We start from the raw sequence: 24,658 nt of genomic DNA, 5'->3' as shown, positions 1-24,658 counted from the left end.
CGTGTCGAGTCTAGCCCGAACCTTGCGTGTGGTTGCAACAGGATCTGCCAAGCACATCTGTTGGACATCCGCGCCGCGCTTCGGAACCCGGACGCCCGCGCTGGAGCGCATGCTTCACGCTTCACCCTGTTCAAGAAGATCCGGATCGATGCAGCACCGCATCGTCAGTGCTGCTCCATTGGCGTCCCCCAATGCAGGCGTGCAAAATGACCGCTCGCAACCGGGGAGGCCGACTCAATGAAGACTCAATGGCTGGCGATCCTTGTTTTCCTGTTGCCCCTGAACGCGCTGGCCGCCGACGCATGCGCCTGGCTTCCCGCAGCGCAGGTGGCCAAGGCACTGCCCGCCTATAGTCCATGGCAGACAATGAGCGGCGGGCAGGTAGGTTCCTGCCAGTTTCTGGGTCGCTCGGAAGGCGGTCCCGCTGTGCTGTCGTTCAACCAGATGGTCAAGGATTCCGCCGGGCAGGCGCAGGACTTTGTCGTCAGCATGCGCACCAATCTGGGTTCAAGTCACGTGATCGAGGAGATGGAGGGCCTGGGCAGCAAGGGCTTCGCTTATCGACCGAAGGAGGATTCCGCAGGCGGCGCGCGGAATTCGCTGTTTCTGGTCGGGCACGAAGGACGCGTTGTGGTGATGGGGTCGCTCACGGTTCCCGGCGAGGTCTCCACGGCTGCTCGCGATGCGTATCTTGCGCTCGCCCGCAATGCATTTGAATTGTCAGCCGATGAGGGCGCCATGCAGGCGGCGACGCGCTGCGAGTATTTCAACCAGTCGGTCCTGAAGCGACTGTTCGAGGGGGCCACGTTTTCGCAGCAGGTCTATGGTTCGAACAGCTGCATTGCCAACGCCGGCAAGCGCGTGCTGATGCTGGCCATCGTCGAAGACGTCAGTCCCGGGCTTGCGCAGACGATGGCAAGCAGCGGTGGCTGCAGGTCCGAACCGCTGCCTGCGCTCGGTGCACACGGCAGCATCAGCCATGCCTGTAGCGAAGGAAATCCGCGAGCCACGGTGCGTTACCTGCAAGGCAGTCGGCATTTCGAATTCAGCTGGATACCCGGCAAGGAACCCGGCGAGGCGGAGCGCGACCTGTTGATCAAGCTCGCCCTGGCGGCGCGCGAGGGCGTGCAGTAGGAAGCCGACTACCGGATGTCTTCAGCCGCCAGCCAGCGGATCAGCGTCCCACGCTGGCATCGAATTTCCAGATTGGCAGCGCCCTCGCGGGTCGTTCACGCCAATCAGTGTCGACCGTATTTCTCGTCGAGCCGGCGACCCAGGGCCTTGGTCAGGACGCGGGCTTCGCTCTTTCGCCGCAGTTGCGCTTCAAGACTGTCCGTGGCAGCGGCGAGTTCGTCGCGCAGTTTGAGGTAGTTGTGCCAGCGCGCGTTGTCGAGCCGGCCGTCTTCCAGCGCAGCACGCACGGCGCAGCCGGGTTCGCTCAGATGGCTGCAATCGCCGAAGCGGCAATCCTGGGCCAGATCCTCGATGTCGCCAAACTGGTTGCCATCGAGCGATTCCTCGCCGGTCAGCTTGATCTCACGCATGCCGGGCGTATCGATCAGGCAGCCGCCGCTGGGCAGCTGGATCAGTGCGCGGTAGGTCGTCGTGTGGCGGCCACGACTGTCGGTTTCGCGAACGGTATTGGTCGCCTGGCGCGACTCGCCAAGCAGGGTATTGGTCAGCGTCGACTTGCCGACTCCCGAGGAGCCAACCAGTACCGTCGATGTGCCCGGTCCGAAATACTTCAGCAACCGGGCAACGCTGTCGGCCGATTTGGCATTGACCGCGATGATCTCGTTGCCTTTCGGTACGCGCTTGCGCATTTCTTCCACGGCCGCTTCGGTGTCTTCGGTCGTGTCGGCCTTGGTCAGTACCACGACGGCCTCGGCACCGCTGCCTTCGACCAGCATGAGGTAGCGATCAATGCGCGACGGATTGAAATCACCGTCCAGGCCACTGACGACCATCACCGTATCGATGTTGGTAGCGATCAGCTGACGCAAGTGGCGTTCACCGGCAGCGGCGCGGGCCAGGGTACTGCGACGGGGAAGAATCTGTTCGATGTTCGGTGGCTTGTGGTTGCCGACCAGGACAAAGTCTCCGACGGCAGGGCGCTCGGTCGGATCGATGCCTGGCTTCAGGAAACGTGGTGCGGGCTGCGCATTGAAGGCATGCACGCCATCATGCAATTCGTAACCGGCGCGGTGCTGGGCGATGACGCGTGCAATGCGGTATTCGGGATGATCGGCTGGCGCGGCAGGTATCGTGCCGCGCCAGCCGATTCGGGAAAGCAGGGTTTCTGGGGAATCGGCCATCGCCGGATTCTAGCCCGAACCTCTCACGAGGTTGCAGGAAAGCGAATGCGATGAATCTCGCAATGCGATCGGCGACGCCAGCAATGCAGTTCGCCGATCAGGACTCACTGCTGCCGGCGAGCGCGACCGCACGAGCATGCACGATCGTCGCGCTTGGATCCGAGCCCAGGACCTCGACCAGGGCGCCGTCGCTCAGTGCCGCGTGGCCCGTGACGACGACTTCCGCTCCTGCGTCGATTCCTTCGAGCACCTGGATGCTGGATCCGTTTTCGTGACCGAGCCGGATTGGCGTGCGCACGGCCTTTCCATCTTCGATGACATAGGCGATGGTGGCATCGCGGCTGCCCAGCACGGCGGCCTTCGGCATCAGTACGGCGTTGGCGACGTGCAGGAATGAAATGTCCATTCGCGTGAACAGGCCAGGACGCAGAGTCCTGTCGCGATTGTCGACTTGCACAGTGACCTTGACCGTGCCGCTGTCGCTGTCGACCACGGGCGCCACGCGTTCGACCTTTGCTTCGAACTCGCGATTGGCCAGGGCGTCGACGGTGAAGTTGACCGGCTGGCCAGCAGCCAGAGCGACCGCATCGCGTTCGGGGACGCGCAGTTCGGCGCGCAAATCATTGAAGTTGGCCATGTCGAAGACTGCATCGTTGGCTTCCAGCAGTTGTCCCTGCTTGATCCAGCGGCGCGTAATGACGCCATCGAACGGAGCGCGGATTTCCGCCTTGTTGACGACAACCCTGGCGAGGTCGACATCGGCCTTGCGCACGGCATAGTCGGATTCAGCCTGGTCCTGAAGGGTAGCGGCAATCAACTGGCGGCCGAGCAGTTTCTCGCCGCGGTCGACATCGTTCTTGCGGCGTTGCAGGTCGGCTTCGGCCTCGCGCAACTGCAGGCGGCTGTGCGCGGCATCCACGCGGGCGAGCAACTGGCCCTTCCTGACGTTGTCGCCCTCCTCGACCAGCAGCTCAAGTACGGTGCCCGGCACTTCGCTGATCAGCTTGGCTTCGTGTTCGGCCTGCAAGGTAGCGGTCGCGGAATAACGTGCGATCAGCTCGCCCTGCTCGACACGGGCCGTTTCGACCGGCTGCGCAGCCTCGACCTTGGCCTCGGTCTTGGTGTCCGCGACCGAGTCGGTTGCCGCGCTGCCAGAGCAGCCTGCGAGGGCGGCGCTCAGCGCGATGGCAATGAGAATCGTGGGGATTTGGCGGTTCATGGTCTGTGCTGTTTGGGTAGTGTTGTAGGTAACTATAACACCAAAACTCGAACTGTCAATGTCTTGGTGATCGATTGTGCGGATGCGGCAGAGAAGTTGCGCCTGCCGAAGGTACTGATCGACGAGATCGGTGCATGCGGAGGTATTGGATGCGCAAACTGTGGGATTGGTTGCACAAATCCTTGTGTGCGATGCAGCAAGAGTTGTTGCTAAGATGCCGAATCGACTAGAAAGTGCCCGAGCATGCCGCACCGAGCCGTAAAAACCAGTTCCCGCCTTGCCGAAGTTCGCTACGAAATTCGCGGCACCCTCAGCCACCGGGCGCGCGACCTGGAGGCCGAAGGTCGCGACATCGTCCGCCTCAACATCGGCAATCCCGGGGCATTCGGTTTCCAAGCGCCGGAACACATTCGCGAAGCGGTCACGCGATCGCTGCCGCACAGCGAAGCCTATTGCCAGCAGCAGGGGTTGCCGCTCGCCCGCGAAGCAATCGCAGCCCAGCAACGTGCGCGAGGATCGTCGACGGCCAGCGCCGAGCGCGTGTTCATCGGCAATGGCGTCAGCGAGCTGATCGACCTGAGCTTGCGCGCGTTGCTCGAACAGGGTGACGAAGTGCTGATTCCGGCGCCCGACTATCCGCTCTGGACAGCGGCCACCATCCTCAATGGTGGCAAGGCCGTGCATTACTCCTGCCCCGCTGCGCGCGGACATCTGCCTGATGTTGATGAACTGGCCGCACTGATCACGCCGCGGACGCGCGCGCTCGTGCTGATCAATCCGAACAATCCGACCGGCGCGAACTATCCGCGCGAATTGCTTTCTGCCATCGTCGATCTGGCCGAGCGGCATCGCCTTGTCCTGCTGGCCGACGAAATCTACGACGGCATTCTCTACGAAGGGGCCCGATTCGAACCGCTGGCGCCGCTCGCCGGCGATCTGCCGTGCCTGAGTTTCGGTGGGCTCAGCAAGGTACACCGCGCCTGCGGCTACCGGGTGGGCTGGTTCACGGTTTCAGGCAACGAGGCCCGCGTAGCCGACATGCTGCATGCCTTCGATCTGCTCGCCGCTTTGCGCCTGTGTGGCAACGTGCCGGGGCAGTGGGCGATCGAGCCGGCCATGCAGGGCCCCGACACGATCAGGGCACTGACCGGTGCGGGCGGGCGCTTGCATGCCTCGCGTCAGGCCGTGCTCGATGCGGTTGCGCGCAGCGATTTCATGCGAGTGGTCGCGCCCGAGGCGGCCCTCTATGCGTTTCCCGGTATCGATTCCGACGTGCTGCCGCAATTCGACGACGAAGACTTTGCGCTGCATCTGCTTGAAACCGAAGACGTGCTGATCGTGCCGGGCTCCAGTTTCAACGTCGACTATCGCAACCATTTCCGCATCACGCTGCTGCCGGAGGCGGGCGTGATCGAGGAGGTATTCGAGCGCATCGAGCGCGCCCTGCAGCGCGTTGCCGAAGACGCCGGACGCGCGCGCCACGTGGCCTGAATGGCAGGGCATGGAACGAGCGTGATCCGGAATCCTGGCGGCTTGACCCTGCTGTCGCTCGGCGATTCATACACGATCGGCGAGGGTGTGGATGCAGATCGGCGCTGGCCGGCGCAGCTGATCTCGACGTTGCAGGCCGAGAATCGGAGCATCGATCACGCCGACCTGTTGGCGACCACCGGTTGGACCACCGATGAATTGCTGGAGGCAGCGGCGCACTTCGCGTTCCGCCCCCCGTACGACCTGGTCAGCCTGCTGATCGGTGTCAACAACCAGTACCGCGGACGCAGCCTGGACAACTACGCTGCCGAATTCTCGAGTCTGCTCGATCTTGCCGTCGGCCAGGCTGGCGGCCAGCCCGAACGCGTCATCACCGTCTCGATTCCCGATTGGGGCGTGACGCGTTTCGCTGCGGAAAAAGGCGTCGATAGCGCTGCGGTCGGTGCCGCAATCGACCGGTTCAATGGCTGCGCCCGCGACCTGACCGTGGAGCGTGGCGCGCATTGGATCGATATCACCGGGATTTCACGTGGTGTCGCACGCAGCATGCTTGCCGAAGACGGCCTGCATCCGTCGGCGGAGCAATATGCGTTATGGGTGGAACTGATACTGCCCGTTGCGAGGCGCTTGCTGGCCAGTCGCGACCGCTGAAACAGCCGCGACTGATTCGCGCCACGTCACTCGTGGGCAATCTCGTAGACATCGACCACGACCGTGGCTGTTGCGGTGCCGCCGCGGCCGTCTGAAATCGTGTAGGTGAAGGTATCGATTCCGGAGAAGCCGTGGATGGACTGGTAGTGAATCGTGTTGTCCGGGTTGATCGTGATGTCGGCGATGCCCGGGCCGGTATGGTCCACCGAGACCACCGTCAGCGGATCACCATCCGGATCGCTGTCGTTTGCCAGTACATCGATATCGGTTGAGTAACCCTTGAGAGCTCCGCCATCGTCGTCGACCGCAACGGGAGGCTGGTTGGAATCCGCTGCGGTATTGACGGTGATACTGACCGTGGCTGTAGCGGTTCCGCCGTTGCCGTCGCTGATCGTGTAAGTGAAGCTGTCAGGTCCGGAATAGCCCGGCATCGGTGTATAGCTGACCTGCCCGCCAACGATCTGCGCACTGCCATGCATGGGCGTAGAGACGCTGCTGATGATCAGTGCGTCACCTTCCGGATCGCTGTCATTGGCGAGCACATTGATCAGGTTGTCGACCGAATCGAAATCGACAGTGGCTGCGTCATCGGCAGCCACCGGCATGCCGTTGAGGTATTCGCGCGGTCCGAGAGTGGTCGTGCTGGACTCTTCCTCGAACTTGTAGACGTCAACGGTGCGCTTGTGTTCGGCAGGGTTGCGCAATGCGCGTTCGATCCAGGCCGGATTGGCCTTGACCGGCTCGCGGACCCATTCGACCTTGTCCGGGGCAGGCTCCGGAGCCGCTGCCGGCACAATGGTTTCCTCGATGGTCAGGAAGTCGACGTCGACGCGACGGTTCTTCTGTCGGTTTTCCGCCGTGTCATTGGGGAAACCGGGATTGAGTTCGCCGGCTCCGCGCGTGTCGATCTGGTCGGCGGGAATGCCGCGGCTGACCAGATAGGCCTTGGCACTGGCTGCGCGGCGCTCGGACAGTCGCTGGTTGTAGTCTTCAGTGCCTACCGAATCGGTATGTCCGATGACACTGACACGGCTGACGCGCGACAACGAAGCCAGCTTGGCAACCAGTTCGTCCAGCGCGGCGATGGCGTCGGGGCGCAGGTCGGACTGGTCGAAGCCGAAGAATGCATCGCCATCAAGGCGCACTTCGTTGCGAATCACCTGTGGCTCGGAGGGGGGTGCGGCAGCCGGCGCCGGCGTGCGCACTTCGACCATGCGGAACGGGTCGCGAACGCGATAGTTCTGGCCAAAGTCGTATCGAACCAGCAGCCAGCCGCGGCTGTCGGACTCGTCAATCTCGAAATCGCCGGACTTGCGCAGGTACTCGCCCTGTACGGAGAGGCTGAACGGGCTGTTCCGGAACAGCTTGTCCATGCCCAGCGAGAAGGTCGACTGGTCGGAACTGAAATCGCCCTTTTCGTAGTCGAAGCCGGCGCGCACGCGCAGCAGCGGCTCGTCAAAATAGGCGCCCAGGCGGAAACCGATGCCGTTCTCGTAGGGGTGCTCGAAGAAGTCGGTCAGGGTCTCGATTGTCTGCAATTGCGTATAGGCACCGTTGGCATCGGTCCCGGTCAGGGTGGTCGTATCGGTGACCAGGGAGGAGTTGACCAGGCGCGAGCCTGAGGTTGCATGGCTGTAGTAGCCGCTGAAGAACAGGTCGTCGCGCTCCCAGCCCACGCCGATTGTCGCCTTGTTGTCCCGGTACATGTTCTGGTCGCCGGCGACGAAAAATTTCCAGACGCTGGCCTTGTCGCTGTCGGGGGAACCGAACAGCCGGTTGTAGCTGACCTGGATGCCGCCGGAACTGCTCTGGCCGAGCCAGAGTTCCGCCAGCCATGCGGATTCGTCGGTCTTGCCGAGGATCGCAAGAATTTCGCCCAGCACATCGCCGTCGTTGTCGACGCCGAGCGAGACGCGCGCGTTGGATCCGACGTAGGTGACCGGTATGGTGACATCGCCCGAGGATGGATCGGTGGGTGCCTGCGCATGCGCCGACGTAGCGAGTGCAATGGCGACGCAGAGTGGCAGTTGGCGGATCATGTCGTTTCCCCTGACGGTAGTCGTTCCCCTGAACCGCGAATTATCCAGTATTTTTCACGGTCGGCCAAACCGGGGAGGCTACGCCGCCATGCAGGCTCCGCGGCGATCATGCTCGGACCCTTGCACATCGGGTCTTGCGCACCCATGTGCAGCCCATGGGCCGGGTCTGCACGACCGACCGAAGCCACCCATTCGAATTCCTGCCTTGAGGTACACCCCATGTCCGACATGCCACCCGTCCGCCAGCGCATCGAGTCGTTGCTGGCCAGCAACCGCGTCGTCCTGTTCATGAAGGGCACGCGCGATGCGCCCAGTTGCGGGTTCTCGGCGGCGACGGTCGCTGCTCTCAGCGGGCTCGTGGACGACTACACGACGGTCGACGTGCTCGCCGACGAGGGCATCCGCCAGGGCATCAAGGAATATGGAAACTGGCCGACGATCCCTCAGCTCTATGTGGACGGGGAGCTGATCGGCGGCGCCGACATCGTGCAGGGCATGGCCGTCACGGGAGAGCTGCACAAGCTACTTGGCCTCCCCGAGCCCGATCGCACGCCACCACAAATAACGATCAGCGACGAGGCCGCCGCGCAGATCCGCCAGGCACTCAGCGATGCCGAGGGCATGGGCCTGTTTCTCGCCATCGACGGTCGCTTTCAGCCACAGTTCCAGCTTCGCGAGGTCCAGGGCAGCGAGATTCGCGTGAGTGCCAACGGCATCGACGTGCTGTTCGACCCGGCCAGCGCGCAGCGCGCCAGGGGCGCTCATATTGGCTGGACCGAAACCGCGCAGGGCGAAGGGCTGTCGATCGATCTGCCGGCAGCGCCGCCGAAAGTCCACGCACTCGACGTACAAAGCCTGAAGCGTCTGCTGGATGACAACAAGATTACCGTTATCGACGTGCGTCCCGCCGCTGAGCGCGAACTGGCCCCGTTTGCGGATGCCGAAGTACTCGATGCCAGCAGCCATGAGCGTCTGATGCAGTTGCCCAGGGACACGCCCCTGGCGTTTCTCTGTCACCACGGAAATTCCAGTCGGCGAGCGGCCGAGCATTTTCGCGAGCAGGGATTCCGGGTCGTGCACAACATCGAGGGCGGCATCGAAGCCTGGGCGACCGACGTCGACCCGACGACGCCGCGCTACTAGCGAACTTTCGGACAAGCCGGGGCAGTCTCGAAGTACGAGCTACTTCGTTGCGCCGCAGCATGGGTTATTCGCGCGCTATGCCTATACTCCAATGCATCGGGATGCCGTGATGCGCATCACGATGTGCGACCTTGTGTATACAAAGTCCGGAGCATGCCGATGCGTTCTATCCTGCTTGCAAGTCTGACCTTTTCCTTGTGTGCCTGTGGCGGTTCAGGCGGAAACCAGGCAGCCGTCGATGCTTGCATGGCCGAGGCGAACAGCCGACTGGCGGGCAAGTCGTTCGTTATCGATTCCGAGAAGTTCGCTGCCAGCGCCGAAGCCGCGGATGGCGCAGCGGGCATGTTGCAGCTGTCCGCGCCGATCGTGTTCGATCAGGGGCTCGAGTCGGAGTTCACCCAGGTGTTCAAGTGCAAGGTTCGCCAGGATGCTTCGGGCGCCAGCGTGATTTCTCTGGAATTCATCTGGAGCATGGACGACCTCGACCTGGGCAAATAGCCCCGCGCCGATCCCGCTCGGCGTGTCGGCGTGCTGCTTGCGTTCGTCCCCTGTACTCTGGCCAGAATGCATCCGGAGCTCCCGGACAATCGACCAGACTTCATGCCTGACCCCTATCTCAAACGCATCCTGACTTCGCGCGTCTACGACGTCGCCCGCGAAACGGCACTCGAGGTCGCGACCGGCCTGTCCACGCGTACCGCGTGTACGGTGTTGCTCAAGCGCGAAGACAGTCAGCCCGTGTTTTCGTTCAAGCTGCGCGGGGCCTACAACAAGATGGCCGGACTCAGCCGCGCCGAGCTCAAGCGCGGCGTGATCGCGGCTTCGGCGGGCAACCATGCGCAGGGCGTGGCCCTGGCTGCTGCAAAGCTCGATTGCAAGGCGATCATCGTGATGCCGGTCACCACGCCCGCGGTCAAGATCGAAGCTGTCCGCAGCTTCGGTGGCGAACATGTCGAGATCGTGCTGTCGGGCGAATCGTATTCCGATGCCAAGGCCCATGCCGACGCCCTGGCTGAACGTAGGCGCCTGATTTTCGTGCATCCATTCGACGATCCGGACGTGATTGCCGGGCAGGGCACGATCGGCATGGAAATCCTGCGCCAGCATCCCGGTCCGATCGAGGCCATCTTTGCCGCGATCGGAGGTGGCGGCCTGATTTCGGGCATCGCCGCGTACGCAAAGGCGGTACGTCCCGAGATTCGCATCATCGGTGTGCAGGCGGCCGATTCCGATGCCATGGCACAGTCGATCGAGGCCGGTCGTCGGGTGCGACTCAAGGATGTCGGCCTGTTCTGCGATGGCACGGCGGTCAAGCAGGTCGGCAAGGAAACATTCCGCCTGTGCCGCGAGCTGGTCGACGAGATCGTGCGCGTTGACAGCGACGCCGTGTGTGCGGCCATCAAGGATGTGTTCGAGGACACGCGCAGCATACTCGAGCCCGCCGGCGCGCTTGCGGTCGCCGGCATGAAGGCGTGGACGGCGGCCCATCAGGTCCGCGGGAAAACCCTGGTGGCGGTGGCCTGCGGTGCCAACATGAACTTCGACCGCTTGCGCTTCGTTGCCGAGCGCGCCGAAGTGGGTGAGGCGCGAGAGGCGGTTTTCGCGGTCAGCATTCCCGAGAAGCGCGGTTCATTCCGCAGGTTCTGCGACGCCCTCGAAGGCCACAACATCACCGAATTCAACTACCGGATGGCGGATGCGGAGCAGGCCCACCTTTTTGTCGGCGTCCAGATCAGCGGGCATCGGGATCGCTCGGGCATTGCACGCAACCTGCGCGCCCAGGGCTTTTCGACGCTGGACCTGAGTCAAGACGAGCTGGCCAAGCAGCATCTCAGACACATGATCGGAGGCAGCTCCATGGCCGCCGGCAATGAATTGTTGTACCGGTTCGAATTCCCCGAACGCCCTGGCGCCCTGCTGCGTTTTCTTTCGGCGATGAATCCCGGCTGGAACATCTCCCTGTTCCACTATCGCAACGAGGGTGCGGATTTCGGCAGGATCCTGGTCGGCATCCAGGTGCCGGACGGCGACATGAGGCAGTTCCGGACATTCCTGGCCAAACTCGGCTATCCGCATTGCGACGAAAGCGCGAACCCGGCATATCGACTGTTCCTTCGCAACGGCAACCAGCGGACCTGAGCGCTGCGTGCGCGTAACAGGCGCCGCCGATGGCAGGTGGCGCATAATCAGTGCGACTTCGAACGGAGGTGATCGAATGGGAATTGCAATCGCATTGGCCGTTTTGGCCTTTCTTGCGCTGGCATTTCGCGGCTGGGGATTTCTGGGCGGAGTCGCCGCCGGCGCCGTCATCCTCGTCGGCTGGCGCGTGACCGGCGTCGCCTCGCCCGCCCTGTTCGTCGCGGTGACGACCCTGTTGATCGTCATCGCAGCCGTGTTCGGACTGCCCGCCCTTCGCCGGACGCTGGTTTCACGATTTGTCATGCCGGTGTTCGCGAAAGTACTCCCGCGCCTCGGCGATACCGAACGCATCGCGCTGGAAGCCGGCACCGTCTGGTGGGATGCGGATCTCTTCTCCGGCATGCCGGACTGGCAGAAGCTGATCGATTTCGAGGCGCGTGGCCTCAGCGACGAGGAGCAGGCGTTCCTGGATGGCCCGGTCAACGAATTCTGTCGTGCAATCAACGACTGGGAGGTCTATCAGCAACGTGACCTGCCGCCTGAGGTCTGGGCACTGATCCGCAAACACCGCCTTTTCGGGCTGATCATTCCCAGGGAGTATGGTGGCCACGGCTTCTCCGCATTGGCCCAATCTCGCATTGTCACGCGCATCTCGAGTCGCTCGGTGACCGCAGCCGTCACCGTCATGGTGCCGAACTCGCTGGGTCCCGGCGAACTGCTCCTGCACTACGGTACCCAGGCCCAGAAGGACCGCTATCTCAGGCGATTGGCCGAGGGCGTGGAGATTCCATGCTTTGCGCTGACCGGGCCCGAGGCAGGATCGGACGCGGCGGCGACGCAGTCCGAAGGTATTGTCGAAAAGCGCATGATCGACGGCGAGGAAGTGCTGGGGCTGCGCCTGAACTGGCTCAAGCGCTATATCACCCTCGCTCCGGTGGCGACCCTGATCGGACTCGCGTTCCGCCTCAAGGATCCGGATCGTCTGCTTGGGGGCGAGGTCGATCGCGGCATCACCTGTGCATTGATACCGCGCGACACGCCCGGTGTGGAAATCGGCCTTCGCCACGATCCGATGGGGGTGCCCTTCCACAACGGACCCACGGTGGGTCGTGATGTTTGGGTGCCACTGGATGCGATCATCGGCGAACGCGATGGCGTCGGGATCGGTTGGCGCATGTTGATGGAATCGCTGGCCGCGGGTCGCTCGATCTCGCTGCCGGCGCTGAGCATCGGTGCGGCGCAGATGGCGACGCGCATCTGCGGTGCCTACGCCACCGTGCGCGAGCAGTTCGACACGCCGATTGGTCGCTTCGAAGGCATCGAGGAACCACTGGCTCGAATCGCCGGCATGACCTATCTGATGAGCGCGACTCGCGATCTGACCTGCGGCGCGCTGGATGCCGGTGAAAAACCGGCGGTGATCGGATCGATCGCAAAGGCCTACCTGACCGACGCCATGCGCGGGGTCATTTCCGATGCCATGGATATCCGTGCCGGCAGTGCGATCCAGCGCGGACCGCGCAACATGCTGTCGCGCGCCTGGGATGCGGTGCCGATCGGAATCACGGTGGAAGGAGCCAATATCCTGACCCGATCGATGATCATCTACGGGCAAGGTGCGATCCGCTGCCACCCCTTCGTGCAGAAGGAGATCGAATCGGTGGCGAACAAGGATCTCAAGGCATTCGATCTGGCCATCTTTGGCCACGTCAACCTGCTGGTGACACGCTCGGTTCGGGCGCTCCTGCTCGCATTGAGCGGGTCACGTCTGGCCGGCGTGCCGAAAACCGAGGACACCGCGCGCTACTACCAGCACCTTTCCCGTTTCTCGGCCGCGTTCACGATTCTTTCCGACACCGCCATGGGAACCCTGGGTGGATCGCTGAAGCGGCGCGAAAAGATATCCGGCCGCCTCGCCGATGCACTCGCCTTCCTCTACCTCGCATCGGCCGCACTGAAGCGCTATCACGATGAAGGCAAGACCACGGCCAACTTCGGTCTGGTTCGCTGGTCGGTCGAGCACAGTCTCTACCGTGTCCAGGAAGCCCTGCTTGGCGTGCTCGAGAACCTGCCCATGCGTGCAGCGGCCTGGTGGCTGGGATGGTTGATCTTTCCGCTGGGTGCGCGATTCCGGCCGCCATCCGATCGCATCGGCAGGCGTGTCGCTCGCGATATCCTCGAGGATCGGGAGGCACGGCAAACCCTTACCGGGGACATCTTCATTCCGGATCCTGACGAGCCCGGCCTCGGCATGCTTGAGGCCGCTCTGGACAAGGCCGTGGCGAGTTTGCCGATCGAGACCAAACTGCGCGATGCGGTTCGCGCCGGTGAACTGGATCGCGCGCCTGGCCACATGCTGGATGATCTGGGTCTTGCTGCCGGTGTCATCACCCAGCTTGAATTCGATCGACTCAACGATGCGCGTGATGCCCGCAATGAAGTGATCCAGGTCGATGCCTTCGACCCGGAGCTCTACAAGACCCTGCATTGAGGCAACGCATGAGCGCGGTCTGGTACTTCGACTTCATTTCGCCGTTTGCCTATCTGCAACTGCCGCGCATCCGTGCGCTGGCCGCGCAATACGGCATAGAGCCACGCCCGATCCTGCTGGCTGCGATCCTCCAACACCACGGCCAGCTGGGTCCGGCCGAGATTCCGGGCAAACGCCAGTTCACCTATCGCATGGTTCAGTGGAGCGCCGAGCGCGCAGGCATTCCATTGCGATTTCCACCCGCGCATCCATTCAACCCGATCAGCGTGCTGCGCCTCGCCATCGCCGCCGGATCCGGCTGGGAAGTGGTCGCCGAACTGTTCGATCATGTCTGGCGACAGGGATGTGCCGCCGATTCAACGACAGCGCTTCGCACGGTAGCGGAGCGAATCGGCATCGCCGACGCGGACGCCGCCATTGGCGCTGTCGAGGTCAAGGATCGCTTGCGTGCAAACACCGACGAAGCGCTGGCCAGTGGCGTGTTTGGCGTGCCGACCTTGCGCGTCGGCGATCAACTGTTCTGGGGCAACGATGCGACGCCGATGGCCGAAGCTGCGCTGGCCGATCCGCAGCGATTCGAACAGGGCGAGTATGCGCGTATCGCCGGCTTGCCCAGCGCCGCGACGCGCCAGCGCTGACCCGGAATGCAGTAGCCAGTACAAATCCGGCTTGCGAACTCCTTGCTTTTTTTGCGCAACGTGTCCGCGCGCTGAACGGATTCGCGGCGCATTAGCATGCATTCACGATCGAACCCATCTAATGCGTGCCGCGGCACCCGCCCCGCAGCGACAGGGCAGGGCCAGGCCGTTAACAAGAACAGGAGAGATCGCATGTTGAAACCCCTGAAGGTCGTATCGACATTGACAATGCTGATCATGCTGGCTGCGTGCAGTCAGCAGGATTCCGCCGTTGAAGCGCAGCGCAAGATCGAGGAGGCCAGACAGCAGGCATCCGAGGAGTTGGCCGAGGCACGCAAGGATGCCAGCGAGATGAGCGCGAAGGCGCAGAATGAATTGGACGCAGCGCGCCAGGAAGCGCGCGCGGAAGTTGCCGAAGCGGATGCCAGGGCCAACGAGAAGATCAACGCTGCCACGGATCAGGCCATGGATGTCGCCCAGTCTGCAAAAGCCGATGTGGCTCAGATCCAGGCCGAAACGGTGAGCACGCAGGCCAAGGCCGATTATGATGTGGCGATAGCCAAGGCCGATGCCGAGCTGAAGGTCGCGCTTGAGCGATGCGACACGCTGGCGTCGGAGATGGCCCGTTCCTGCAAGGACGAGGCAAATGCAGCCCATGAAATCGCCAAGGCCAATGCCAAGCGTGCCCTTGATGATGCCAATGCCGTGGCCAAGGACATCAAGCGCTGATTGGCGAGAATCGTCATCGGTCACTTCTGACCGATCGATTCATGCGGGGGCGGCCATGATGGCCGCCCTTTGCACCGTTCGGCTGCAGGGCAGATGAACGGCAGCCGGACATGGGTGATTGGCATTCTGGTGTCGGTGATCGCAACGCTTGCCGTGTCATCCCCGGCGCGCTCTGTCTCCATCCATGAATGCATCGGAGCCGACGGCGTGGTCCGCTTTCAGGACAAGCCCTGTCTACCCGGCGAACCTTCGCGCAAGCGCGATCTGCCGGATGATCCTGTCGCGGTTGGCCTGGCAGAACCAGCCGAGTCCGTGCGTCCCGCACCGCAGGCAGCCGTCAATCCCGTCAGTGCGATGCCGCCAGCGTCTCTGCAGCCACCATCTTCGGCATTTCTCTGCCAGCGCGAGGATGGCACCCGTTACCTCAGTGCAAACGGTGTCGGCAATCGTCGCGCGGTGCCCCTGGGCACGCTCGGCTATCCTCCGATGACCCTGGGTGAAGCCTATGCCGGATCAAATGGCATCGGCATCTCGGCGCCGGGGCTGCGTGATGTTCCGGTCGTTCCGCCCCGTCAGGGCAGGGGGGCCGGTCTGTATACCTGGGTGGAAGATCCCTGCAGCCGTGTCAGTGGCGCAGCGCTGTGTGCGTTCTATGCAGATCAGCTCGAGGACGCGCAGCGCCGCCTGCGTTTTGCGTTCAGCGACACCACCGAGCAAGTCCGCGCGGAAGTCAGCGACTGGCAATCGCGCCTCGCCGGCTGTCGCCGCTGATTCGCTCAGATCAGGCGATCCGCCGTCGCTGCACGTCCCGATTCGAGCGCGAGCAGAAAACGCTTTGCCCCAAGACCGCCGCCGTAACCGGTCATGGAGCCGTTCGCGCCAATTACTCGGTGGCAGGGCACGATAATGGCAAGCGGGTTGGCACCATTGGCGAGGCCGACCGCACGGCTGGCCTTGGGATTGTCGATGCGCCTGGCGAGTTCCGCATAGCTGATGGTCGTGCCGTACGGAATCCCGATCAAGGCATTCCAGACCTTTTTCTGGAAAGCGGTGCCAGCCGCATTCAGAGGCAGATCAAAATCAGTCAGCTCACCGCGGAAATAGGCTGCGAACTGCCGCGTCGGTTCGGCCAGTCGCGAGGGTTCATGCTGCCATCCGGCAGGAATCGTGAAGGGCCGCCGCGCCTCAGGCAAACCGACATGCTGCAACGCATGGCCATCACCTGCCAGCAGGATGGGTCCAATCGGCGATTCAATCGTGTCGTAGTACATGGGTGTTCCTTTCAGGTGGCGCTGCGCCATAGCAGCATGACGGCGTATGCGCGCCAGGGGCGCCAGGCTTCCGCAATCTTTTCCAGGGCCCGCTCCGGAACGGCCACGCCTTCACCGACAAGCTTGCGCAGAACCAGATCGCCAGCGGGAAAGGCATCGGGCCTGGACTGCCCTCGCATGGCGATGTACTGGGCGGTCCAGGCACCGATGCCCGGCAATTCACAAAGCGTCCTGATGAAGTCGTCCAGCGACTGAAAGCTGGAGAGGTCGAGCCTGCCCTCGGCGCAGGCGCGCGAAAGGCCACGGATCGTTGCTGCACGCGCGCCGGTCAGGCCGATTGATTCCAGTGCCGCGTCGGCCAGAACCTCGGGTTTCGGGAACAGGGCGCCGAGTCCGAAAGGCGCACTCGCTTCGTGCGGTTCGCCAAACCGTTCGACGATTCGCGAGGCCAGCGTGTGCGCCGCAGCCACGGAAATCTGCTGGCCGAGCACGGCGCGGACTGCAAGTTCATGCGCATCCCACGCGCCGGGCAATCGTTGGCCCGGCCAGCGCCGGACCAGTGCACGCAATCGTTTGTCGCGACGCAGGGTTTTCATGATGGCGGCGGGATCGGCGTCGACGTCGAACATGCGGCGCACGCGCGTCACCAGCATGCCGAGACGCGCAGGGCGGACATCGTGGACGCGAAGTCGCAGTGCCGGCTCATTCCTGATGGCCGAAACTTCAATCCAGCCCGGCTCGCCGTCGATGACAACGCTGCGTCGGTAGCTGTTCGCCTCGATGAATTCGACACCACGAATGGCCCGGCGCGCATAGAAAGCCAGCAACGCGTCGAAGTCGTACGGCGGTCGCCAGGGCAGGCGCAATTCGATGGCGTCATCCGATGCCGCCACGCAACGGCCTCGCCGAATCTCTCGCGGCGGCTTGGCGTAGGCATCCAGGAAGGCGGCATTGAATCGGCGCAGGCTGGAATAGCCTGCGGCCCCGGCGATGTCCGTGATCGGCAGGCTGGATTCGATCAGCAGCTGCTTGGCGAACAGCAGTCGTCGGGTCGATGCCACGTCGCCGGGGCTGGCACCGACTTCCTGATCGAACAGCCGTCGCAGATGACGTTCGCCAACGCCGATGCGCGAGGCCAGATCGGCGACCCGGTGCTCGTCCAGAATGCCCTCTTCGATCAGGCCAAGCGCTGCAGCGACCAGTGCACTGCCCGAATGATGCAGCGGTGATCCCGGCGCAGCCTCCGGGCGACAGCGCAGGCAGGGACGAAAGCCGGCCGCCGCCGCCGCGGCAGCGCTCGGGTAGTAGACGATATTGCGCGGCTTGGGAGTGGGTGCAGGGCAGACCGGCCGGCAATAGATTCCGGTCGTCTTCACGGCGGTGTAGAAGAGTCCGTCGAAGCGGGAATCGCGAGTCAGGCGCGCCTGTTCGCAGATGGCCGGATCGAGCAGCGGGCTGGAGGACTGGGCTTGCATGGGGCCTAATCTAACAGCGATTTCGAGCCTCGACTCGCCGTTTTCGGCTGCGAATGCCAGGCATCCGCCTTGCACTGCGCGGGTCGAATCAGAACCCGTAGCGCAGGAATCCTCCATCGACCGCAATGCATTCCCCACTGATGTACGAGGCCGCTGGCAAACACAGGAACGCGATGGCCGCGCCCACTTCCTCGGGCTCGCCAATGCGTCGCATCGGAGTGCGCTCCAGCACTTCCTCCAGATAGTCTTCATCGGCGAGGACGGGCTCGGAGCGTTGCGTGCGGATATACCAGGGCGCGACCGCATTGACGCGAATGCCATCGGTGGCCCATTCGCAACTGAGGTTGCGGGTGAGCTGATGCAGGGCGGCCTTGGTCATTCCGTAAGGCGAGCCCGTACGTACCGAGATGCTTCCCGAGACCGAGCCGACGTTGACGATTGCGGCATTCGCATGCTGGACGAGGTGCGCATGGGCCAGACGACACATCTCGAATGCGGAGACGAGATTGGTATCGATCAGACTTCGGTACTCGGCCTCGCTGTAGTCGAGCGTGGCCTTGCGTACGTTGTTGCCGACGTTGTTGACCAGCAGGGAAAGACTCAGGCCCAGATCATTGATGTAGTCGAAAACCTCGAGACGCTGTTCCTGTTCGGTGACGTCGGCGGCAAACGTATGCAGGGCGCTTTGCGGAAATTCCTCGGCGAGCTCGTCGCGGACCTGTTCGAGCAACGGTTCATCGCGAGCTACCAGCAGCACGTCCGCACCCAGCGATGCCAGCTCACGCGCGGTCGCCAGGCCGATGCCACGGCTTGCACCGGTGACCAGGGCCAATTGTCCGTCGAGTCGCCAGCGGGAGGGATTCATGGGTTGTTTGACTCATGTCAGGAGCGCAGACTCGGGTCAGTCTCGCGGATGACCCGAGGTCGCCATGTTACGACAAAGCCTGCAAATCGCCTGCGCCGCCGCCTGCCTGTGTGCGTTGCCGGCGTGCACTTCCTCCACGCCGGAGGAGAATGCGCCGGTAGCGGAGGAATCGACGGATTCATCCGTCGCCCGCAAACAGCCGACCGTCCTGGACGATCAGCTCAAGGCCCTCGACAAGGCCAGAGCCGTGGAGGCGACGCTCGAGGAAGCCAAGGCGGCACGCGACAAGGCCATCGATGAAGCCGGCGGCGGTTGAGAATGCCGCCAGCTCAATTCAGCGTGCAGAAGCAATGCGCCACGACGCCGTAGCGGTTGCCGCCGAGGTTTCGCAGCAAGGCCAGGCTGCGCTCCAGTTCGGCATTGCCGAGAATCTGCCGGGGCAGTGAAGACAGTCCGGACCAGCGTCCGAGGCTGACAGCGGCCTCGCTATCGCTGAGGGAAAGCGCGAACCGCTCCCAGGCACTGAGTTCGGGTTCGACGTAGCGCGTGCCGAAGTCCCTGCCGATATTCGCGCGCGCAGCCGCGGCGGAAATCGCCTCCTGCAGACCGCCCAACTTGTCGACCAATCCGCGCTCCTTCGCTTGCGAGCCGCTCCAGACACGGCCCCGTGCAACGGCGTTGATCTGCTCTTCGGATTTTCCGCGCGCCTCGGCTACCTTGCCGATGAACTCGCGATAGCCTTTCTCGATGACGCTGGTGATGATGGTCTCGACCTGCGGGTTGAGTGGCAGACGGATATCGAACGCGCCGGCAATCGGCGTGGTCGCGATGCCATCGGTGTTGATTCCGATTTTTGCCAGTGCCTCGGGAATCGTGACGAACAGACCGTAGATGCCGATCGACCCGGTGATCGTGGTCGGTTGCGCCCAGATCTCGTCGGCATCCATCGATATCCAGTAGCCCCCACTGGCGGCGACGTCGCCCATCGAGACCACGACCGGTTTGCCGGCATCCTTGATCAGTTCGACTTCGCGGCGAATGATTTCCGAAGCGTAGGCGTCGCCGCCCGGCGAATCGACGCGCAACACGACGGCCTTGATCTCGTCATCTTCGCGCGCTTGCCGAAGCAGCCTTGCAGCCGTTTTTGCACCGACCATGCCCTGGGCCTGCTCGCCCTGCACGATGTCGCCCTGGGCCACGACCACGCCGACCTGAGGGCGCACGTCGGGCAGGGCTTCGCCAATCTGCATGGCCAGGTACTGGGTCCAGTGCACCTGCCGGAACGACTCGCCTTCCTCGTCCGGTTCGCCGAGCGCGATGAGCAGCTCGCGCGCCTGGCTGCGTGTTGCCAGCTTGTCGACCAGGCCGCGCTCGAGCGCCATCCTGGCCAGATCACCGCGGTACTGCGGCACCAGCGTATCGAGGTGGGCAATGTCATTGCTGATGGCTTCTGCATCGAGCTCGCGCATCGCGGCAATTTCGCCGATCACCTCGTTCCAGATGCCACCCATCCAGAACAGATTGGCTTCTTTCGAGGCCTCCGAGGCGTGATTGAGAACGTAGGGTTCGGCTGCAGACTTGTATTCGCCGACCTTGATCAGGTGTACATCCACACCCAGTTTGTCCAGCGCGTCGCGGTAATAGCTGCGATAGCTGGAGAACCCTTCCAGCAGGACCGCGCCATCCGGGTCGAGCAGGATTTCATCGGCATGTGCGGACAGGTAGTACTGGCCCTGACCCATGCCTTCGGAAACCACCACGATATCCTTGCCGGTTTCGCGAAAACGGTCGAAGGCCTGGCCAATTTCGCGCATCGTGGAAATGCCGGCCAGCATCTGATCGGGCACGAAGACAATGCGTTCAATGCGCGCGTCGCGCGCTGCGGCGTCGATGACACCGAGCAGGTCGCGCAGCTGGATTTCCTTGATCGGGTCTCCGCTCAGATTCGCGATGGCGCGTTCGCTGGCATCGGTGCTGAATTGTTCGACGACCAGGCCCTGTGGATCGAGGACCACAGCCGTGCGCGTGTCGAGAAAAGGAGCCGCACGAAAGAACGCGGAGACCAGCAGGATCAGCACGATCACGAAGATCGCATTGAAAATGAGGCGGCGGGTGAAATTGAGGGTATTCCAGATTCCGCGCACAAAACGCACGAAAAGACCCGGTGGGTGTTGCGACATCGTGAAGACTCCGGTTCGGGTGCATGTCCCGACATTGATGGTTCTCAGAGTAGCGGAATGCCTTGCCCAAGGCATGCCCCGAACGGCCTACGACAATGAAGTGGGTCCATCGACCCGGCCGATCAATCCTGCAAACGGTTGGCCAGGCGCCAGAAGCGGCGGGTCAGCAGCACGGCCGCCACGCTGAGGCCTGCGATCAGGCCCATCCACATGCCGCGCACGCCAAGATCGGCTCTGAATGCAAGCCAGAGCCCGGTCGGCATGCCGACGGCCCAGTACGCAAATCCGGTGATGAGCATCGGTACACGGGTGTCCTTGAGGCCGCGCAGTGCGCCATTCGAGGCCGCCTGGACGCCATCGGACAGCTGAAAGATGGCCGCCAGGGTGAGCAACTGGGCCGCCAGCGCGATGACGGCCGCATCGGTCGTGTAGAGCCCGGCAATCCGGGCCGGGATGCTGAACAGAACCGTTGCCGACAGGATCTGTACGCACAGGGTCAGCAGCAGGCCCACGGCTCCGGCCAGGCGCACGCCGCGTGCGTCCTGCCTTCCGCGCGCATGTCCGACGCGGACCGTGGTCGCCATGGCGATGCCGAGCGGAATCATGAAGGCGACCGACGCAATGTTGATGGCGATCTGGTGACTGGCGATGATGTCGGTACCGAACTTGCCGATGGTCAGGGCGACCGCCACAAACAGGCCCGCCTCCATCAGCAGGGTGATCGCGATCGGTCCGCCGATATGCAGCAGTTCGCCCAGCGAGCGCAGGTCGGGGCGATCGAAGCGCGCCAGCAGATCAAGATTCCGATAGGTCGAACGGCGAGCGAGATACACGGCGAACGCGATGCATTGCAGCCAGAGCACGATGGCCGTGGCGAGGCCGCAACCGAAGGCGCCGAGGCGCGGCACGCCGAGGGCGCCATACATGAGGACATAGCCGATCGGACCGAGCAGGACCAGGCCGAGCACGCTGAAATACATGGTCGGACGGGTTCGCCCCATGCCTTCACTCAGTCCGCGCAGGACGAAGAAGACCGACAGCGCGGGTGCGCCCCAGGCCACCGCGCCGAGAAATGCGCTGGCATCGGCAACCAGGCTCGCTTCGACGCCGATCAGACCGAACAGCATGGGCGCAGCGAATGCCGTTGCCAGGCCAAGAGCGACACCGAGTGGAATGGCCAGCCACAGTGCCTGGCGAAACAGCGGACCGATGTCCGCGTCGCGATCGGCGCCGTGCAACTGCGAGATTGAGGGCTGCAATGCCATCATCGTGCCGATGATGACGATGATGGCCAGCACCCAGACATTGCTGCCGAGTGCCACCGCGCCCAGAGTGTGCGCGTCAAGATGCCCGGCCAGCACCGTGTCGATCAGATTCATGCCGATCGCGGAGAGCTGACCGAGCACCAGCGGCAAGGCCAGTCGCACCGTCGCGGCGACTTCGCTGGCCACCCGGGGGCGGTCGGTGGATAGAATGGAGGTCATCGGGGAAGCATCCTGCGGCCGCGGATTATAGCCGGGGCGCCATTTCACGTGCCCGGGGCATCGCGCAGCAGGCCGGCCCGGATCCAGGCCCAATCAGGAGAGTCGTCCATGCGTGTCATGCTGACCGGAGCTACCGGGTTCCTCGGCCGTCATCTGCTTTCCCGTTTGCAGGAAACCGGTATCGAGGTCGCCGCCATCGTGCGATCAGCTGACGCTGCCGCTGAAATGAGCGGACTGGGAGTCGTTGTCACAAAGGGTTCCATCGGGGAGCCGGATGCCCTGCGCGAGGCCTTGTCGGTGCCCACGGATTGCGTATTCCACGTGGCCGCCGACACGCGCCAGTGGCGCCGTCACGAGGACCAGCAAAGTCGCACCAATATCGATGGCACGCGCAATGTCATCGAGGCGGCGCAGGCTGCCGGCGTGCGCCGGCTCGTGCACACCTCTTCGGTCTCGGCCTATGGCCAGCAGGAGGAAACGCTGACTGAATCCTCGCCGCGCCTGGGCCAGCAATCCTGGATCAATTACGAGCGAACGAAGGCCATAGCGGAGGAGCTCGTACTCGAGGCCGATGCGCGCGGACGCATCGAAGCGGTGGTGCTCAATCCCGCGCATATCCTGGGACCCGGCGACACCCACAACTGGGCCAGCATGTTTCTCCTGATCGACCAGGACAAGCTGCCGGGCGTCCCGCCAGGCTCCGGTGCATTTGCCGACGTGCGCGAGATCGCCAAGGCGCAGCTGGCGGCCTGGCGACTTGACGCCCACGGCCAGTCCTATCTGCTGGGTGGTGCCCAGGCCAGCTTTCTCGAGCTGGTCCAGACCATCGCCCGGGAGCTGGGTCGGAAGGTGCCCGAGAAAACCCTGCCGGCCGGCTTCCTGCGTGGTTATGCGCGTGTGCTCGATGCGATCAGCCGGGTTACCGGGCGCGAGCCCAGCATTACCCCGCAGGCGGTATCCTTTACCTGTCACCATCTGCGCGTGGATTCGAGCAAGGCGATGCGCGAACTCGGTTATCAGCTGACTCCGCTGGATGTGCTGGTGCACGACACCTGCGAATGGCTGCGCGAACAGGGCATGCTGCGCGCGCAATGAGCATCGAACTGGAATTGCCGCCCCCGCCCCCGCCGCCACCGGCGGATGACCGGCGCCTGACCGTTCCCGACGCGGAGTTCAACGTGCCCGCGACCGATTCCACGGAGCGCGTCTGCCCGAATTGCGGAGCGCCGGTGCACGGCCCGTTCTGCTATGCCTGCGGTCAATCCGAAAAGGGCATGATCCGGCACCTGACCGAGGTGCTGTCCGATCTTGCCGACATCGTGCTCAATGTCGATTCGCGGATCTTTCGCTCGCTGTGGGATCTGTATATCCGTCCGGGATTCCTGACCACCGAATATCTGGCCGGGCGGCGCGCGCGCTACGTGACCCCGTTCCGCCTGTTCTTCTTCCTCACCATCATCGCGTTCATTGCGATGCAGGCGTCAATCGATCCCGAGGATATCAACCTTGGCGGCGATTTTGATGATGCAGCCACTGCGGAAGAAGTCAGCAAGATGGCCGAAAAGTCCATTGCCGCGTTAACTGTGGCGAAAAATTTGCCCGGTGCTGACGCCGAGGCAAGATCCGAAATGGACGCGGAAATCGCGGAGCTCGTCGACGAGCGCAACGCGCGCGTGTTCGAGCTCGCCCTCGAAAGCGCCAGCACCGAGGATGATGTGCAGAGAGCGGTCAATGAAGCGGTTGCGAAGTTGACCGATACCGTGCATGCCGCCGAGAGCGGGTCGAAATCGAATGCCCGACTCGAGAAGAAGCTGGCCGGGGTGCGCAAGCGTGGCGAGATTCGCCGGGCAGAAGTCGTTGAGGATGCGGCCGCACTGGCGGCAGGCAAATCACCGCCAGAAAGAAAGAAGAGCAGCGGGATTGTCATGGATCTGAATGGCAAGCCCTGGCATCCGAAGACCAACCCGATGCATGTTGACTGGTGGCCCGAGGCGCTGAACCAGAAACTGAACAGCACGCTCGCGCACATGGAGGAAAACATCAAGGGTGCGCAGGAAAATAAGGAACGGCTTGCCAGTGGCTTGTTTTCCGTGCTGCCACAGACCTTGTTCGTGGTCATGCCGCTGTTCGCGATCCTGCTCAAGATCTTCTATGTATTCAAACGCCGCCTGTACATGGAACATCTGCTGGTAGCCCTGCACAGCCACGCATTCATTTTCATGTCCGTGCTGGTCATCCTGTTCCTGAGCTTGCTAGCCGGATGGGCCGAGAACTCGCCCGTCCTGCTCGAACTGATCGAGTGGCTGCGCGTGGCGGCCTGGGTCTGGCTGTTCGTCTATCTATTGATCATGCAGAAGCGCGTCTATCGCCAGGGCTGGGTGATGACGGTGATGAAGTATTGCGTGATCGGCCTTTGCTACACGGTCTTTCTGTCCTTCGCTCTCGTTGCTGCGCTGGCGATTACCCTGGCGATTACCTGATTTTGGATTTCTGGCGTCGAGAATTGTCCGTACAGGTTCCGTCGCCGA

General features: G+C 63.1%; 21 protein-coding genes. 13 read left to right on the top strand and 8 right to left on the bottom strand.

Annotated elements, in window-relative coordinates; all coding sequences use genetic code 11:
• Positions 1–237: 237 nt before the first annotated feature.
• The gene (locus R3F00_RS04960) at positions 238–1,134 is read left to right on the top strand and encodes a hypothetical protein (protein WP_371280616.1); all 897 of its coding nucleotides are present in this window, start codon (positions 238–240) and stop codon (positions 1,132–1,134) included.
• A gap of 104 nt (positions 1,135–1,238) precedes the next feature.
• On the opposite strand, the gene rsgA is transcribed toward R3F00_RS04960, so the two are convergent.
• Together rsgA and R3F00_RS04950 are read right to left on the bottom strand one after the other, a co-directional pair.
• The gene (gene rsgA, locus R3F00_RS04955) at positions 1,239–2,315 is read right to left on the bottom strand and encodes a ribosome small subunit-dependent GTPase A (RefSeq protein ID WP_371280615.1); all 1,077 of its coding nucleotides are present in this window, start codon (positions 2,313–2,315) and stop codon (positions 1,239–1,241) included.
• A gap of 97 nt (positions 2,316–2,412) precedes the next feature.
• Positions 2,413–3,534 (bottom strand): efflux RND transporter periplasmic adaptor subunit, encoded by a 1,122-nt coding sequence (locus tag R3F00_RS04950; RefSeq protein ID WP_371280614.1) that lies wholly within the window; start codon positions 3,532–3,534, stop codon positions 2,413–2,415.
• A 243-nt stretch (positions 3,535–3,777) separates the two neighbouring features.
• Here R3F00_RS04950 and R3F00_RS04945 point away from each other — a divergent pair, with 243 nt between their 5' ends.
• Complete coding sequence (locus R3F00_RS04945) at positions 3,778–5,025, top strand: aminotransferase class I/II-fold pyridoxal phosphate-dependent enzyme (RefSeq protein WP_371280613.1); 1,248 nt, start codon at positions 3,778–3,780, stop codon at positions 5,023–5,025.
• Positions 5,026–5,049: 24 nt separating this feature from the next.
• Positions 5,050–5,676 carry an SGNH/GDSL hydrolase family protein gene (locus R3F00_RS04940; protein WP_371280761.1) on the top strand — a complete coding sequence of 209 codons (627 nt, stop codon included), beginning with the start codon at positions 5,050–5,052 and terminating at the stop codon, positions 5,674–5,676.
• Positions 5,677–5,702: 26 nt separating this feature from the next.
• On the opposite strand, the gene R3F00_RS04935 is transcribed toward R3F00_RS04940, so the two are convergent.
• The gene (locus R3F00_RS04935; RefSeq protein ID WP_371280612.1) at positions 5,703–7,715 is read right to left on the bottom strand and encodes an Ig-like domain-containing protein; all 2,013 of its coding nucleotides are present in this window, start codon (positions 7,713–7,715) and stop codon (positions 5,703–5,705) included.
• Between the two features lie 219 nt (positions 7,716–7,934).
• Between R3F00_RS04935 and grxD the strand changes: the two genes are divergently transcribed.
• The 7 genes from grxD (at position 7,935) to R3F00_RS04900 (ending at position 15,626) form a co-directional block, all read left to right on the top strand.
• The gene (gene grxD, locus R3F00_RS04930; protein WP_371280611.1) at positions 7,935–8,858 is read left to right on the top strand and encodes a Grx4 family monothiol glutaredoxin; all 924 of its coding nucleotides are present in this window, start codon (positions 7,935–7,937) and stop codon (positions 8,856–8,858) included.
• A gap of 159 nt (positions 8,859–9,017) precedes the next feature.
• Positions 9,018–9,356 carry a hypothetical protein gene (locus tag R3F00_RS04925; RefSeq protein WP_371280610.1) on the top strand — a complete coding sequence of 113 codons (339 nt, stop codon included), beginning with the start codon at positions 9,018–9,020 and terminating at the stop codon, positions 9,354–9,356.
• 102 nt (positions 9,357–9,458) lie between these two features.
• Positions 9,459–10,997: a threonine ammonia-lyase, biosynthetic gene (gene ilvA, locus R3F00_RS04920; protein ID WP_371280609.1), complete on the top strand. Its 1,539-nt coding sequence runs from the start codon at positions 9,459–9,461 to the stop codon at positions 10,995–10,997.
• A 76-nt stretch (positions 10,998–11,073) separates the two neighbouring features.
• On the top strand, positions 11,074–13,488 hold the full coding sequence (locus tag R3F00_RS04915; protein ID WP_371280608.1) for an acyl-CoA dehydrogenase: 2,415 nt from the start codon (positions 11,074–11,076) through the stop codon (positions 13,486–13,488).
• Between the two features lie 8 nt (positions 13,489–13,496).
• The gene (locus R3F00_RS04910; protein ID WP_371280607.1) at positions 13,497–14,126 is read left to right on the top strand and encodes a 2-hydroxychromene-2-carboxylate isomerase; all 630 of its coding nucleotides are present in this window, start codon (positions 13,497–13,499) and stop codon (positions 14,124–14,126) included.
• Positions 14,127–14,318: 192 nt separating this feature from the next.
• Positions 14,319–14,855 (top strand): hypothetical protein, encoded by a 537-nt coding sequence (locus tag R3F00_RS04905; protein ID WP_371280606.1) that lies wholly within the window; start codon positions 14,319–14,321, stop codon positions 14,853–14,855.
• Positions 14,856–14,948: 93 nt separating this feature from the next.
• Complete coding sequence (locus tag R3F00_RS04900) at positions 14,949–15,626, top strand: hypothetical protein (protein ID WP_371280605.1); 678 nt, start codon at positions 14,949–14,951, stop codon at positions 15,624–15,626.
• Between the two features lie 5 nt (positions 15,627–15,631).
• Here R3F00_RS04900 and R3F00_RS04895 read toward each other — a convergent pair whose 3' ends face one another.
• The 3 genes from R3F00_RS04895 to R3F00_RS04885 all read right to left on the bottom strand — a co-directional run bounded on the left by R3F00_RS04895 (position 15,632) and on the right by R3F00_RS04885 (position 18,466).
• On the bottom strand, positions 15,632–16,126 hold the full coding sequence (locus R3F00_RS04895) for a methylated-DNA--[protein]-cysteine S-methyltransferase (RefSeq protein WP_371280604.1): 495 nt from the start codon (positions 16,124–16,126) through the stop codon (positions 15,632–15,634).
• A gap of 11 nt (positions 16,127–16,137) precedes the next feature.
• Positions 16,138–17,601, bottom strand: a complete 1,464-nt coding sequence (locus R3F00_RS04890; RefSeq protein WP_371280603.1) for an AlkA N-terminal domain-containing protein — start codon at positions 17,599–17,601, stop codon at positions 16,138–16,140.
• 88 nt (positions 17,602–17,689) lie between these two features.
• The gene (locus R3F00_RS04885) at positions 17,690–18,466 is read right to left on the bottom strand and encodes an SDR family oxidoreductase (RefSeq protein ID WP_371280602.1); all 777 of its coding nucleotides are present in this window, start codon (positions 18,464–18,466) and stop codon (positions 17,690–17,692) included.
• A 64-nt stretch (positions 18,467–18,530) separates the two neighbouring features.
• Here R3F00_RS04885 and R3F00_RS04880 point away from each other — a divergent pair, with 64 nt between their 5' ends.
• Positions 18,531–18,782, top strand: coding sequence for a hypothetical protein (locus R3F00_RS04880; protein WP_371280601.1), 252 nt, complete (start codon positions 18,531–18,533; stop codon positions 18,780–18,782).
• A gap of 13 nt (positions 18,783–18,795) precedes the next feature.
• Here the strand turns inward: R3F00_RS04880 and sppA are convergent, their stop codons facing one another.
• Both sppA and R3F00_RS04870 read right to left on the bottom strand, forming a co-directional pair.
• On the bottom strand, positions 18,796–20,646 hold the full coding sequence (gene sppA, locus R3F00_RS04875) for a signal peptide peptidase SppA (protein ID WP_371280600.1): 1,851 nt from the start codon (positions 20,644–20,646) through the stop codon (positions 18,796–18,798).
• A gap of 122 nt (positions 20,647–20,768) precedes the next feature.
• Positions 20,769–22,130, bottom strand: coding sequence for an MATE family efflux transporter (locus R3F00_RS04870; protein WP_371280599.1), 1,362 nt, complete (start codon positions 22,128–22,130; stop codon positions 20,769–20,771).
• Between the two features lie 108 nt (positions 22,131–22,238).
• Between R3F00_RS04870 and R3F00_RS04865 the strand changes: the two genes are divergently transcribed.
• Both R3F00_RS04865 and R3F00_RS04860 read left to right on the top strand, forming a co-directional pair.
• A complete protein-coding gene (locus R3F00_RS04865) occupies positions 22,239–23,225 on the top strand; it encodes an NAD-dependent epimerase/dehydratase family protein (RefSeq protein WP_371280598.1) in 987 nt (328 codons plus the stop codon).
• A complete protein-coding gene (locus R3F00_RS04860; protein ID WP_371280597.1) occupies positions 23,222–24,610 on the top strand; it encodes a DUF3667 domain-containing protein in 1,389 nt (462 codons plus the stop codon). Before R3F00_RS04865 ends, R3F00_RS04860 begins: the two co-directional genes overlap by 4 nt.
• Positions 24,611–24,658 lie beyond the last annotated feature (48 nt).

Source organism: Dokdonella sp., assembly GCF_041395345.1.
GTDB lineage: Bacteria > Pseudomonadota > Gammaproteobacteria > Xanthomonadales > Rhodanobacteraceae > Dokdonella.
Note: the sequence above shows the minus strand (reverse complement) of the source record. Positions and strands in the feature narration are given on the sequence as shown.